This is a genomic window from Flavobacterium sp. N502536 (genome assembly GCF_025947345.1).
GTDB lineage: Bacteria > Bacteroidota > Bacteroidia > Flavobacteriales > Flavobacteriaceae > Flavobacterium.
Genome location: NZ_CP110011.1, coordinates 4,866,309 through 4,880,297, shown reverse-complemented (window position 1 = coordinate 4,880,297; position 13,989 = coordinate 4,866,309). Strand labels below are relative to the sequence as shown.

Annotated in this window: 13 protein-coding genes and 1 pseudogene; 7 read left to right on the top strand and 7 right to left on the bottom strand. The window is 32.5% G+C overall.

Features of this window, described 5'->3' with window-relative positions; all coding sequences use genetic code 11:
* Positions 1–133: 133 nt before the first annotated feature.
* A complete protein-coding gene (locus OLM61_RS20350; RefSeq protein ID WP_264524415.1) occupies positions 134–688 on the bottom strand; it encodes a cysteine hydrolase family protein in 555 nt (184 codons plus the stop codon).
* A gap of 228 nt (positions 689–916) precedes the next feature.
* On the opposite strand from OLM61_RS20350, the gene OLM61_RS20345 reads away from it, so the two are divergent.
* Positions 917–1,492 carry a Crp/Fnr family transcriptional regulator gene (locus OLM61_RS20345; protein WP_264524414.1) on the top strand — a complete coding sequence of 192 codons (576 nt, stop codon included), beginning with the start codon at positions 917–919 and terminating at the stop codon, positions 1,490–1,492.
* A 58-nt stretch (positions 1,493–1,550) separates the two neighbouring features.
* On the opposite strand, the gene OLM61_RS20340 is transcribed toward OLM61_RS20345, so the two are convergent.
* The 6 genes from OLM61_RS20340 to OLM61_RS20315 form a co-directional block, all read right to left on the bottom strand.
* Entirely contained in the window at positions 1,551–2,138 is a 588-nt protein-coding gene (locus OLM61_RS20340) for a hypothetical protein (RefSeq protein WP_264524413.1), read from the bottom strand.
* Positions 2,139–2,213: 75 nt separating this feature from the next.
* Entirely contained in the window at positions 2,214–3,248 is a 1,035-nt protein-coding gene (locus OLM61_RS20335; protein ID WP_264524412.1) for a hypothetical protein, read from the bottom strand.
* A 181-nt stretch (positions 3,249–3,429) separates the two neighbouring features.
* Positions 3,430–4,332, bottom strand: a complete 903-nt coding sequence (locus OLM61_RS20330; RefSeq protein WP_264524411.1) for a leucine-rich repeat domain-containing protein — start codon at positions 4,330–4,332, stop codon at positions 3,430–3,432.
* Between the two features lie 54 nt (positions 4,333–4,386).
* Positions 4,387–4,839, bottom strand: a complete 453-nt coding sequence (locus tag OLM61_RS20325) for a T9SS type A sorting domain-containing protein (protein WP_264524410.1) — start codon at positions 4,837–4,839, stop codon at positions 4,387–4,389.
* Positions 4,823–7,033 (bottom strand): PhoX family protein, encoded by a 2,211-nt coding sequence (locus OLM61_RS20320; protein WP_264524409.1) that lies wholly within the window; start codon positions 7,031–7,033, stop codon positions 4,823–4,825. The genes OLM61_RS20325 and OLM61_RS20320 overlap by 17 nt, the downstream gene beginning before the upstream one ends.
* A gap of 129 nt (positions 7,034–7,162) precedes the next feature.
* Positions 7,163–8,944, bottom strand: a complete 1,782-nt coding sequence (locus OLM61_RS20315; protein ID WP_264524408.1) for a cytochrome-c peroxidase — start codon at positions 8,942–8,944, stop codon at positions 7,163–7,165.
* A gap of 306 nt (positions 8,945–9,250) precedes the next feature.
* Between OLM61_RS20315 and OLM61_RS20310 the strand changes: the two genes are divergently transcribed.
* The 6 genes and pseudogenes from OLM61_RS20310 to OLM61_RS20285 all read left to right on the top strand — a co-directional run bounded on the left by OLM61_RS20310 (position 9,251) and on the right by OLM61_RS20285 (position 13,445).
* Complete coding sequence (locus tag OLM61_RS20310) at positions 9,251–9,814, top strand: hypothetical protein (protein WP_264524407.1); 564 nt, start codon at positions 9,251–9,253, stop codon at positions 9,812–9,814.
* A gap of 4 nt (positions 9,815–9,818) precedes the next feature.
* The gene (locus OLM61_RS20305; RefSeq protein ID WP_264524406.1) at positions 9,819–10,112 is read left to right on the top strand and encodes a winged helix-turn-helix domain-containing protein; all 294 of its coding nucleotides are present in this window, start codon (positions 9,819–9,821) and stop codon (positions 10,110–10,112) included.
* A gap of 66 nt (positions 10,113–10,178) precedes the next feature.
* The gene (locus tag OLM61_RS20300; protein WP_264524405.1) at positions 10,179–10,454 is read left to right on the top strand and encodes a hypothetical protein; all 276 of its coding nucleotides are present in this window, start codon (positions 10,179–10,181) and stop codon (positions 10,452–10,454) included.
* The gene (locus tag OLM61_RS20295) at positions 10,451–11,092 is read left to right on the top strand and encodes an SGNH/GDSL hydrolase family protein (RefSeq protein WP_264524404.1); all 642 of its coding nucleotides are present in this window, start codon (positions 10,451–10,453) and stop codon (positions 11,090–11,092) included. The genes OLM61_RS20300 and OLM61_RS20295 overlap by 4 nt, the downstream gene beginning before the upstream one ends.
* Position 11,093: 1 nt before the next feature.
* Positions 11,094–11,576, top strand: coding sequence for a hypothetical protein (locus OLM61_RS20290; RefSeq protein WP_264524403.1), 483 nt, complete (start codon positions 11,094–11,096; stop codon positions 11,574–11,576).
* A gap of 463 nt (positions 11,577–12,039) precedes the next feature.
* Positions 12,040–13,445 (top strand): annotated as a pseudogene (locus OLM61_RS20285) (alkaline phosphatase).
* Positions 13,446–13,989 lie beyond the last annotated feature (544 nt).

The following is a 13,989-nucleotide window of genomic DNA, read 5'->3' as shown; positions in this document are numbered from 1 at the left end:
AACCGCTTTAGCGTATAAACATTCAAGAGCATTTCATCTGGTTAAATAAGTGATGCTGACTTAAGCGGCAGGAGCAGGTTTTTCGTTTAATTCAAGATCTCTGGTAGCAACAGCATCACTTAATTATAGTGTTTTACAGGTTTAAAAATTGATTTGTAGTGGTTACATCCGCATAGTAAAACTGCAATGCACTGATGAATGAGGCTTGAACCTGTTCGGCCTCGATGATTTTTCCCTGAAACTCAAGATCTAAGGTTGCACAGGCATCTGCTAACAGTGTGACAGTAAAACCATAGTCCTTAGCAGCTCTAACCGCTGAGTCAACACAAATTTGTGTCATCATGCCGCAAATAACCAAATCAGTAATTTTGTTCTCGTGCAGATAGGACAATAAATCGGTTCTTTGAAAACTGTTGGGTACATGTTTTGTGATAATTTTTTCTCCTTTTATAGGCAGTACATCTTGGTGTATTTTTACTCCCTCAGTATTGGGCAAGAAGAATCCTTCTTCAGCGATATGCTGTACATGAACAATTGTTTTATGCTCTAATCTGAATTTTTCAAGCACGGCTTTGGCATTTTTTGATGCTTTTTCCGGATGAACTAGTGCGTAAGCCCCACCTTCAAAATAATCATTTTGAATATCGATAAGGAGTAAAGCTTCTTTCTTTTGTGTTTTATTTTCCATGTTTAATTTTTTTCAAAGGTATTACGAGAGAAAAGAAGCGTATGTTGAACTAGTTCACCAAATACTTAAAAAGTAATTTTTTGAGGTATAAATGAAAGATGTAAGTAAGTTGTTGCAGCAGGAAGATTTTTTTATTTTAGTTTTACTATGAAAAATGATTACTAGCGAAGTTTTGTACAATGTATAAGAACTGAGAAAAGCGGATAATCGAATTTGATGAAACAAGTGATGGAGAAAAATCTATTTTATGAAAATATAAAAAAGTATGCTGATTTAACGGAAGCTGAGTTTGAAAAATTGAGTTCGTTTTATCATATTGAAAAGATAGAGCGAAATCAAATGATACTTTCTGAAGGTGAAATTTGTGATTTTGAAGGATACGTATTAGAAGGTTGTTTTAAAATTTTCTATAAAGAAGATAACATAAAAGATCATGTTCTCTATTTTGCAATAGAAGATTGGTGGGTGTTGGATATTGGAAGTTTTGTATCTGGTAAAGCTTCGAAATTAAACATTCAGGCTCTGGAAGATTCCGTAATTATGACCATTAATAAAGAGGATAAGGAAAAATTATATGTCGAAATGCCTAAGGCAGAACGACTTTTTCGTTTGATGAATCAAAAAGCCTTAGAATCAATTCAGTTGCGAATGATTAGCATGTTGAATAAAACAGCTGATAAACGTTATTTAGATTTTAAGAATAAATATCCAACATTAGAGCAAAGAATTCCACAGCATCAAATTGCTGCTTATTTAGGTATTTCGCATGAGTTTTTAAGCAAGATTAGAAGAAAGTTGTTGTAGTTTCTTTGCAACGAGTTGTAAACTACAAGATTCAGGACGAGACCATTTTTTAATTTTATCAGTTCTTTAAATTTAAAAAATCCAACACCTTTGGTGAAACTTTCAAATCGGATCGGAACCTTAGAACTCCCTTTATGAAATGTCTTTTTAATTCTTTTGAATTGCGTATGGAGAACGGAGTGTTGAATGTAATGGCTTTATAAATTATTGCGTTTGCGGAGTTATCGAAATAATACACACAAATATCATGAGCGAGATCTTCTCCCACTGATAAAACGATATCATAATTTTTCAGATCAGGAGTTGGACATAAAGATTCAAAAGTTAGGGATTCAACAACTATTTCATCTTGATAATGGTGCAAACCATTTTGATCTACTATAACTTTTGTGATTTTGTTTTTTTGGTGAATAATCATATCCTTTATTCCAAAATACACCAAAAAAGATAAAAGAAGCACGGATAGTGCTGCAGAAGAAATTTTAAATTCAGCAGATAGTTTAGATTCGATAATAATTAGCTCTAAGTAAATTATTCCTAAAACGGTACCTGCAAAAATAGCTGTCCCTAACAACTTTACTATAAAAGTTATTTTCTTTGATTCTAATGATTCTATTTTTGAAAATTCATTATTCTGAGAATCCATTTCTTGTTAGGCGTTAGAAATTAAAGATTATAGCTGTTGAAGCTAATTTAAGAAAGATAAATTTAAGTTCGACAATTAGTAAAAGCTGTAGGTTAGGTTTAGAATACGGTCCTCAAAATAGTGACTCATCTTTGCGGTATCTGATTTTCTTTGTATGGTGGTGAGAAAGCCTTTTTTATCATAAGTCATCACCAATTCACTTACTTTTTGCGCACTCCATATATCCTCCATCAGTACCAGATTTTTGTTTTTATTATAGGTGTATTTTTCGCTTCGGGGCTCAAAGCTGTTTGGAGTATCAGCCAGAGATGAAAGAAATCCTTCTTTAAATTGGTATAGTTTAGATGGAGTGGTTTTATCGGCGCAGCCGTTATGAAGAAACAAAGCAACAGGGCGTTCGTTTAAATAATAATACGTTTTTTTCTGCTTACAAGTCTCTTGATTGTCATACTTCTTTAAAAAATCATAGTATTCCGTACACTCTTCGACTTCAAATTTATTTTCGGTATAATAGCGATAGTGCCATGAAGAAAAAGAGTTTTCCTCGATCATTTTATTGAGTAGGTTTTCATCTGGTAAAGTACCAAGTGTCACTATTTTATCTACACCTGGATATGATTCTGCCAGCCAGGCACTATTTTGGGGTCTATTGGGCATTTCGGAATTCAATGAAAAGATTCGGATTTTATCAATTCTGTTTTTTTCATCGTATTGGTAAGAACTGATTTTTACAACGCCATTATTATAATCAATGTTTGCTTTTTTATCGAGCAGCCCTTTTGGACTGTAGTAATTTCTTGTATAGAAAGTGGTGTCTGTTTTCTCTTTCGTGCGATGTATATTAGTTATACTCACTACCTGACCATCCGGGTTAAAATCGTAAATAGAATTGATCCCATTTTCGTCATTATTTTTTACAACAATACTTTTTACCTTATGGTTCTTCATAAAAGAGGAATTGAAAGGGAAGACTGTTTTGGTGAAATAAATTTCTTCCTCAAAAGGAATGACAGTATAAAAAGGTATTACCTGTGCTTTACCATTAACGATGATACAGCAGATAAAAACGCTGGTTAAAAATGCAATAAGTCTGTATTTGGAGTATGACATTTTTTGTAAAATTCAATAATAATAATAACTGTATTTAAAATCTTATCGTTAACAAAAGTATTCTATATTTCTTTAGCATTAACAGCCTGCCTATAAACTTAACTATATAAAATTTAATTACATAGTGTAAAAGTTTGTATTTTCAGATGTTTAGTATTTTCGAACCTAAGTTAGGGTATGATTAAAAATAAATAGCTGTATTAGGCATCAGTGCTTTAAGTTTACCTATAGTTTCTTTGTTCATAGGATTTCCAACTAAAATTAGTGTTTTAAGCTTTTTCATGTATTGAATTTCGTTGGGTAGACTTTTTAGTTTATTATTGGCTAAATTTACACTTACAGCATTTTTTAATTTCATAATTTTTGGAGAAATCGAAGATATCGCATTATCACTCAAATTTAAGTATTCTATATTTTGAGATTGAAATAATGTCCCGGGAACTTCTACAATGCTGTTTTTTTGTAATTCAAGGTATTTCAGTTTTTTTGGCAATTTCATTTCTCCTAAATCATTAATTTGATTCGAAGAGAGATTTAGGTATTTTAAGTTTTTTATTTTATCCAAACGTTCTGAAACAGTACTTATCTGATTACTGTGGAGATTTATTTCTTCAAGGGAAGGGATATCTAAAAGAGCTTCCGGAAAAACACTTAAATTATTTGATTCAAAACTCACCATGCGTAAGTCTTGAAGTTTTGAAATGTTTGAATTTATAGCGGTCAGACTGTTGAGGTTTATCGAAAAAGATTTTAGTTTTTTTAATTCACTTATTTCATCAGGAATGAATTTAATACTGTTTTTATTAACATTCAAAATTTCAAGTTGTTTTAGCGAAAATATTGCTTTATCCATTTTCTCTAAATGATTTCCCATTACATTTAAAAAAAAGAGAGAATCCATTTTTGTAATATCCGGAGGAAGGTTGTATAATCCTTTATCTCTGAAGCTCATGCTGTAAACGGTTTTTTTACTCAAAAGCGCTGCATTAATATCGGTATAAGTGGGATATTTAACCGGGTCAATTTGTGCTTTAGCATTACAGACCGAAAAAACAATAACAATAAATAAAAGTAATTTTTTCATAAATAATAAAAGCTGCCAACATTTCTATTGGCAGCTAAAAAATAAAATTAAGGCTTATTTTTTTAGAAGTTTTACAGTTTTTTGAAAACCGTCAGCTTCTATATTTAAAATCAACATATTTGAATATTGAAGTTGTGTTGTCAAATCTAATTCCGTCACCGGATTTTGTAAAAAAGCCTTTTTATAAACAATTTGCCCTAACAGGTTATAAGCGGTAACTTGCAGGTTGTTAAGGTTGCCAGAAGTAATCTGTACCACACCTGAAGTAGGATTAGGAGATACTACAATCTCATTTTGATTGTGATCAATAACCCCCAATGAATTATCTACCCCTAAATTTTGCTTTAAAGCAATAACGATTGTAGCTGATTTTCCTCTGTAATCAATCGTATTTCCTGTAGCATCAACATCCTTATCGATACCTGAACCAGGATGTTGAATAGAGAAGAATCCGAATTTATGATCGGGTGTAAAAGTGAGACCTGTAGGCTCAGATCCAGCTGGCATAGAAGCAAAAAGTTTTACTTTTGGATTTGCCTGAGTATGATCTGGTGCTATTACCCAAATATAATTTTTTTCCACCATCCTGAAGAACCCAAAGATTTCCTAACTCATCAAAAGTTAAATTATCATTGCCATCTCCCCAAGATTCCGTTTTAACTCCTTCTGTTGTATTTAAAGTATAAACTGTTGATCCTCCACCGACAAAAACTTCCACTTCTGATGCGGTCGTTCCGTTATCTTTCATGCGATAAACTTTGTCTAAGCCTTTTGCTGTAAAATATATTTTACCATCCAAAGGACTTATTTCAACATCTTCTACCCCGTTGAATTTCGTTCCACCTAAAGATTCTGCCAATGAAGTCGTATTGTTTTGATCTGCTTGCGTTTTGTTAGGAACCTGAATCCAGGTTGCTGTTGTAGCTACTGGATTTCCATTTGTTATGCCTTGGTCTAATTTCAAAACATATAAATTTCCTGAAGAAAGGTTATTTGGAGTATCCATGGTGTATTTGTATACCATGTGCGTTCCTCCATCTTCACCATAATATGCTATAGTTCCGGCATTATTAATCACAACATTTTCGTGATTCATGATTCCCATTTGCCAAAGTTTTCCTTTTGTTCCATTAGTGTTTTTAGAAGAAACCTGAGCTGTAACCGGATCAATTTCTACCAACCAGCCATAATCTTTATAACCATCACCATTTGTGTCATTGCCTGCTACAGATTCCTCTGCAGTAACGATAGTTCCCCAAGGTGTAACTCCTCCGGAACAGTTTCTGATCGTTTGCACCAAACTCGCTGATGAAAAATCTACTGCTCTTGATTTTGTTAATTGCCAAAGTTTTGTTGTTGCATTGTAATTAATTTCTGCCATTGTAACTCCACCCGGATTTGTTTCGTGGTTTACCGAAAGATAGCCATCTGTACTGCTGGATACACCGCTTGTTTTTTTAGCTACATAACCAGTAAAGTCATTTAGGCCTCCTACAAATCCTCCACCTTCAGTGTAATTGTCCCCTTCTTTAAGAATCAATTGGTATTTGTGCTGTTTAGAAATAATTAATTTAGACGTTTGTACTGTAGGCACAATAGAGGTAAAACAGCTAATATGATTTCCGTCGTTGCAAGAGGTATCAGGAGGTATAACTACTGGCGGAACGGCTTTTTTAAGATAGGCGTCCATTCTTAAATCAGAACTGCTTGCACTCCTGTTATGCAGTTCAATCGAAATTCTGTTAACTCCTTGTACAAAATTAGCTTTTGGAATAGAGAAAATATTATAAATGCTCTCATTTGCTCCATCGACTGTTGTAGTTGAAAAAGTATCGTACAAAATTGCGCCCGCCGGCATATTATCTCGTACTACTTCAACACCATTCAAATAGACAATAATTCCGTCATCTCTCATTACTCCAAGCTCCATAGTGGCACTCAAATCTGATAAATTAACGGTAAAATCTTTATTGAAATAAGCTGCATTTAAAGGTTTTGCGATCGTAGTGGTTACAGGATCTCCATAGCCTAATGGCCCATTTCCTGATTTCCAGGCTGAAATATCAAAACCGGGATTTTTCCATTGGTCAGCTAACTGTACACCATTGTCATTAAAACGCCATGGCGATTCTTTTTCAAAACCATTATCAGCAACTGTTTTAAGGTAGGCATCCACTCTTAAATCAGAACTGCTTGCTCCTCTGTTGTGTAGTTCGATCGAAATTCTGTTAACTCCTTGTACAAACTTTGATTTTGGAATGGAGAAAATATTATAAATACTTTCATTCGCTCCATCTACTGTTGTACTTGAAAGTGTATTATAGTCAATGGCACCTGCAGGCATATTATCTCTTACGACCTCGACACCATTTAAAAAGACAATAATTCCGTCATCTCTCATTACTCCGAGCTCCATAGTGGCACTCAAATCGGACAAATTAACGGTAAAATCTTTAGTGAAATAAGCTGCATTTAAAGGCTTTGTGATCGTAGTTGTCACAGGATCCCCATATCCTAATGGTCCATTTCCTGATTTCCAGGCCGAAATATCAAAATCGGTATTTTTCCATTGATCGGCTAACTGTACACCTTTGTCATCATAGCTCCATGATGAACCTTTATCAAAAACGATAGTCTGAGCCTGAATTACCGAATTTGTTATTAATAAAAGAGCTGTAATTGAAAGTAATTTTTTTTTCACGGTCTAGTATGTTTTGTTATACCATGCGAAGTTATTTTTCTGTTCCGAGCTTTGTATTACGCTTACTTTAAATAAACACATTAATACGTTAGCAAATCTTAAGATTAATGTTAACAGATTAATATTAAGTTAGTATTGTGCTTTACTCGTATCCGTCAGGGAGTTAATAAAAGCGACAAGCTGTTTTATTTCTTTTTCGTCAAGATTAAGTTTATTAGGAGACAAGGTTTGATTTTTAATTTCTAAACCCATTCCTTCGGCACCTCCTTCATTATAAAAGGCGATCACTTCTTCTAAAGTTGAAAAGGCTCCATTATGAAAATAGGGTTTTGTAAGAGCAGCATTTCTTACTGTCATTGTTTTAAAGGAATTTTCATAAATCCATGAACTCTCTTTTTTTACATTGCTGTTTATTCGGCCTTTATCAGTGTCTATTTCAATGGGCAGAAATTGCAATGGATTCTTGGTTACTCCCAGAACTTCGGATTCATTTTCATTATAAAACGGAGGAACTAATCCTGAAAAATTAGGAGCAAAATGACAGGTTGCGCAGGCCGCTTTTCCCATAAAAAGATTAAAACCTTTTTTTGCATCTTCAGAAATTTCTTTTTCATTTCTCATAAATTTATCAAAATCACTGTTGAAAGAATACAGTGATGCAACGTAAGAACTCAGGGCTTTTGAGAAATTTTGTTTGTCTATGTTACCATTTTTAAAGGCCTTTTTGAAAGCTTTTTTATATTCAGGATTTGTCTTTAGTTTTTTGATGATACTTTGGTAGCTGGTATTAAACTCCTGTTCATTGTAAATTACATGTTCAACTTGTTGTTCCAAATAGTAAGCACGCATATCATAGAAGAATCTTTTGGCAAAAACAGCATTATATAACGATGGAGAATTTCTTAAAACTGTTTTGCCTTCGACATTGCTTAATGACTTTGCTTTTAAATCGGTAAAAGCATTTTCGGGTAAATGACAGGAAGCACAGCTCATTTTTGTATTGTTACTTAAGCTTTCATCAAAGAAAATTTCTTTACCTAAAGATCTTAAATTGGCATTATCTTCAGCTGGTTTTAAGAGCGTATAAAAATAGGGATTCAGAAAATCATCACTGAAGAAATTTTTATTATTGACATTCCAACCCGAGATTTCTTTTAAATCATCTGGAGAATTATCCCAATTTCCTAATTCTTCATACAAAGGCTGAAGGTAAGTTTTATAAAATTCTATTCGGTCAAAAGTTTCAAAATTGGTGCTTTTAGAAAGGTATTCAATACTAGTCCCCAATATTTTTTCGGCTTTTTGAGTGTCTATCTTTTTAAAATAATCATCGTTTTTTATGTAGTTCTCAATTCCCCTCAAAGCATGAATGGATTCTTCAAAAACATTGAGTGATCCTGGTGTATCAAACCCCGTAACGCCCATGGTATAGATCCTGATTAGTTCGATACGCAATAGTAACGTTTTATTTTTTTCTTCCGATAAACCGTTTTTTACCGAACTCAGATAAAAATCATTATAACTATTATAAAGGAAATCTGATAGTTCAACTATTTTATCTTTTTGGATATCGGCTTCTTCCGAAAAGATAAGTTCATCTAACACCTGTAACCCTTCAGGAGGCAATGTATTTGCTGCTGTCCCTGTGCTTTCTATATGAAATAATGGTGCGGCATTAATATTAGTTTTGGAGAATTCAGGGTAATGATACGCAATATAAAATTCTATTTCCTTATATGAATTTCTGGCTTTTTTTAACGACTCCTGCAAACCTTCTTTGGAAATTTTATTTTCCTGAAAAAGATGCGCATCCGATTTTAAAACTACCAATTGATCTTTGAAATTTTTTAATCCTTGACTAATTATAGCATTTGTAGTTGTGTATTCATTATAACCAGGGTTGAAAGACATTATTACAAAACCTATAAAAAGTAGAATAAGAAACGAAAAAGATTTCATGTTTTTATTTGCAAAAGTAATTTCTTCAGATTATCCTAATTTTAAATTTGGATTAAATAATTAACCTCTTTTGGTTAAATAAAAAGTCAGTCTTCAAAATACTTAATTTAGAATGTTATTCGTACAAAGGAAGCTTTTAGGACATAAAAAATATTAAATCCACTATGGGAACTCCAAAACAAGCTAAAAAAATTATCATAAAATTTGGTTTGTAACGCAAACTACTTTACATTTACAGAGTAAATTAATATCTTCTTTATGGAAAAAGAAATCAAATTGACACCACAACAGAGTTTGAAGCTTATTACAGAAGTAATTAATCAAACAAAAGAAAACATCAGGTCACATAGCTTTATATTTTTGCTTTGGGGTTGGACTTTGGCTACGGCAAGTATTCTTCAATTTTTGCTTGAGACGAAAACGGATTTTAAATACTATTTTTTGCCATTCCCTATTTTGGTTGCTATCGCGCTGCTAATAACAATTAATTACAACCGAAATAAAACATCGGAAACTCATTTGAATTTTTTCCTTAAAAAACTTTGGATGGCTTTGGCTTTTGGATTTATTGCCATAGTATTTGTAAGTGTTTATCAAAAAATTGAACCCTTTACTTATACATTGATATTAGCTGCAATTGGCACAACAGTTTCGGGAATGGTACTGAAGTTTAAACCGTTGATGCTTGGTGGTGTTTGTTTTCTTATTGCATCTGTTTGTTGTGTTTTTATTAGAGGCGAATTCAAAGTTTTGCTTCACGGTTTTGCAATTATTGTAGGTTATTTAATTCCGGGATATATACTTAAAAATTCAAAATTATAATCGAATGGCGGAGACTTTTGATGAATTAGACCCTGTTTTGAATGCACCTGTTCGTTTGGCTATTGTTTCTGCTCTTGTAAAAATGAAACAAGCTGATTTTGGTTATCTACAAGAGATTACCAAAACAACACAAGGCAATTTAAGCCATCAGATTAAGAAACTAAATGAAGCAAAATATATTGAAGTAGAAAAAACATTTAAAGGAAACTATCCGCAAACAATTTGTAAACTAACAAAAACAGGGAAAAATGCCTTTGAAAATTATGTGGAAAAAATAAAAAAATATTTGCATCTCTAATTTTTTTGCTTTTTTAGTTTGTATTGCAAACTAGAATTATTTATAAACTAAAAATAGTTAATTATTATGAAAACAATAAACAACGTATTTCTCACGCTGCTCTTTTTAACTAGTATAGGAAACATAAACGCACAAGAAAAAACAATTAATAAAATGGAAACAAAAAAAATAGCATATGCAGACAAAATATTGCTTCATATGCACCCGGAAAAGTTCTTGAATTTTTTACCAAACTTAAATGATGATCAAATTGCACAGCTATACAGTATGTCAATAGAAGAATATCGATTAGCTAAAAAAGTTTATGATGACCAGGCCAAAATACAGCATCAGAACTTTTGACAAATTCAGACTTTATATTTAAAATTGATAAACTTCCTTTCAAGAAAAATCAGACTGTTTTAGTAATTGGCGAAAGTACAGCAGATGCTTTAAACTCCTGGGTTTATATTTTGCAATATCTTTTAGATCAAAGACGACCACAAGATAATATTCGCATCATTAATGCTGCGATTTCAGGACAAACTACAACAGAAGCACTTCGTAAAATAACAGCACAAGTAAAATTAAGTCCCGATTGGGTAATTTGTCATTTGGGCACAAATGATTGTATTCGTTATGGAAATCAAAAAACATCCGTTTCTTTAGCAGAGACGATTGCAAATCTCAGTACTATAAAAGAAATAATTAATAAAGACGCAAAAGCAAATATTGTTTGGCTTACACCAGCATCAATTGACGAGAAAAAAGCAGAAAATTTTCAGCCATTCAAAACGCAACAACTGAGTTTGAAAAATTTAGATTTAAATGAAATTAGTAAATATTTGAAAGCCCAGCCAGAACCCGTAATTGATTTAACAGAAGAATTTGGAAATCCTGTAAATCCTGAATTCGTTCAGTATGATGGTATACATCTTACTATTGATGGGCAAAAAGCAATAGTAAAATCTTTAATCAACAAATTATCAAACATAAAATAGTATGAAAACGAAATTGACAAACCCGATTTTAATTGCCTGTATTATCTTTTTAAGTATCAGTGCATCAGCAGGACTTTACGAACATTTATTTGGCATTCCGGAAATGCTAAAAAGTCCGTCAACAATGATAACCAAAAGTAATAACAACTTAGGGCAAGCCATAAAGTTTTGGATACCCGTTCATCTTTTAATCTTACTTACACTTGTGTTGTCATTAATTTTTAATTGGAAAATCCCAAGTCGAAAAAAATTAGTCCTATCAGCATTCATCTGCTATATGTATATCACAGTAATAAGTATATTCTTTGCGAAAAAATTGGAAATATTTAAAAATATTACAGACAGTATTGACTTTCAACAGCAGACTAGTCTTTGGATTACAGTTTCTTGGCATAGACCAATTTTGATGATAATAATTGAAATATTATTGCTTATAGCGCTTTCACGTCCTAATACTATACAGACAAGTACGATAGGGATATGAAGAGTAATTGATTGCTAACGAGTATTTTATAAAAATAGGGCAGAAGTACTAAATTAAAACATTAGTAATTCTAATTTACATTTGTAGTTTGTTGATAATTTTCATCTTGAAAGCCCGCTCTTTGAGGAGTAAATATGGAAAGACAAATGTCTCCTGATTTCACAGCTGCTATCTTTATTTGATTAACTAATAAAAAATTAACGCAACAATATTGCGTTAGAGATATTTATTTGTATTTTTATTGCGTCAAGAACAGATCGATTTTCTGAAACTGTAGTACATATTTCTGAAAAAGAATTACAGATTTGTCGTTTTTTCGTTAGTTATTCTATATTTCTGACTCAGAATTAATCAAGAACGGAATTGGAGATGTAGAACAATATTTTAGAAATAAAAAAAGGATTAATCGATCTAAACAAAAATATACGATGTCGAACGTATTAAAAATAAATTAAAACTGATAATGAACAGACGTAAATTTTTAAAAGGATCAAGTGTAATAGCGGGGCTTTTCACCCTTAGCCCTTCAGTTATTTTTTCTAATGATTTAGAAAAAATAGAAAAAAAGAATAAAAAAGCCAAAAACATAATTTTTTTAATAAGTGACGGAATGAGTTCCGGGACGCTTCAGATGGCAAATCTTTATGCTCAGAACATTTTGGGAAAAAATGGAAATTGGATGAGTCTTTATGCTGAAAATAAGGTTTCAAGAGCTTTAATGGATACCGCATCTGCCAGTTCATCTGTTACCGACTCTGCAGCCGCAAGTTCTGCCTTTGGTGGTGGTCAGCGTGTTAAAAATGGCGTTCTGAATGTTGGTAGTAATGGAGAGAAACATCTTCCAATCTGGCAGAAATTCAAAAAAGCGGGTAAAAAGGCGGGTTGTGTTACAACTGTTACCATTACGCACGCTACTCCAGCTGGTTTCTGTGTTAACTCAGAAAAGAGAAATGCTGAAAATGAGATAGCAGAAATGTATTCTGATCTTGGTTTAGATGTGCTGCTAGGGGGTGGGGATGATTTTTTTAATGCCTCAAAAAGACCAGATAAAAAGGATATCTATAAAATTTATGAGCAGAAAGGATATCAAATTTTAAAGGAAAAATCAGATTTAGAAAAAATAAAAAAAGGGAAAAAGGTATTGGGGGTTTTTGCTTCCGGAGCACTTCCTTATTCGATTGATAGAGCTAATATTTTGGATTTACAACAGACGCCTTCTTTGGCAGAGATGAGTGCGGCGGCAATTGATCAGATGAAGGATCACGAAAATGGTTTTGTTTTATTAATTGAAGCGGGGAAAGTTGACTGGGCTGCTCATGCCAATGATATCGCTGCTCTGATTCATGATCAGCTGGCTTTTGATGAAGCTGTAAAAACTGCAATTGATTTTGCTGAAAAAGATAAAGAAACGCTTGTTATCATTACGACAGATCATGGTAATGCAAATCCGGGCTAATATATGGAACAGATGCTACAAAAAACTTTAACAGTATTGCGGAGTATAAGTATACCAATGAATATATTTTAAATGCTATTCATAGTGATTTTAATCAAAAACAGATCAAAGATTGGATATACGAAACCAATAAAATAAATTTAACAGATGAAGAAGCTGTTCATTTGCTAAATTTCTATTCCGGGATTGAAAAACAGGAAAGTGGTCTGTATAATTATAAAAAATTACCCTTTAAAGCTCTTTCTGAAATCCAGAAAAAACATAACGGTATAGGGTGGATTAGTATGGATCATTCAGGAGATTATGTAGAATTGGCAGCATATGGACCTGGAAGCGAATTGTTAAAACCTTTTGTAAAGAATATAGATCTTCACTATTTAATGTTAGATGCTGCATTAGAAAGTAAAATATAAGAACTATGCTTGATTGTAAGGTGTTTAGATCTATTCATTTGTAACAGTTAGTTTATAAAAAAGAACTAACTAAACAGGATATGATCTTTTAATATATTTGACTCTAGGCTTCTTAGCACATTATTTTGCTGTATTTCTTGTTTTCAAAAACACCATGTGCCACGATGTTGCCACGAAACTTAGAATGATAAATTTCTGAGAACATTATCTTGTTTTAAATGAGTAAAATAATTCTATTTGTATCAAAAACAGGCAATTCTTTTTGATAAATTTAGAAAATTAGCAACATTAGGTTTTTGTGACAAAAAAGGTATCATTTTCACCTTTTTTTATTAATTGCGGGCATATTTTTGGGTACAAGGGCATCAGCAGGACTTTACGAACATTTATTTGGCATTCCGGAAATGCTAAAAAGCCCGTCAACAATGATAACCAAAAGTAATAACAACTTAGGGCAAGCCATAAAGTTTTGGATACCCGTTCATCTTTTAATCTTATTATACTTGTGCTGTCATTAATTTTTAATTGGAAAATCCCAAGTCGA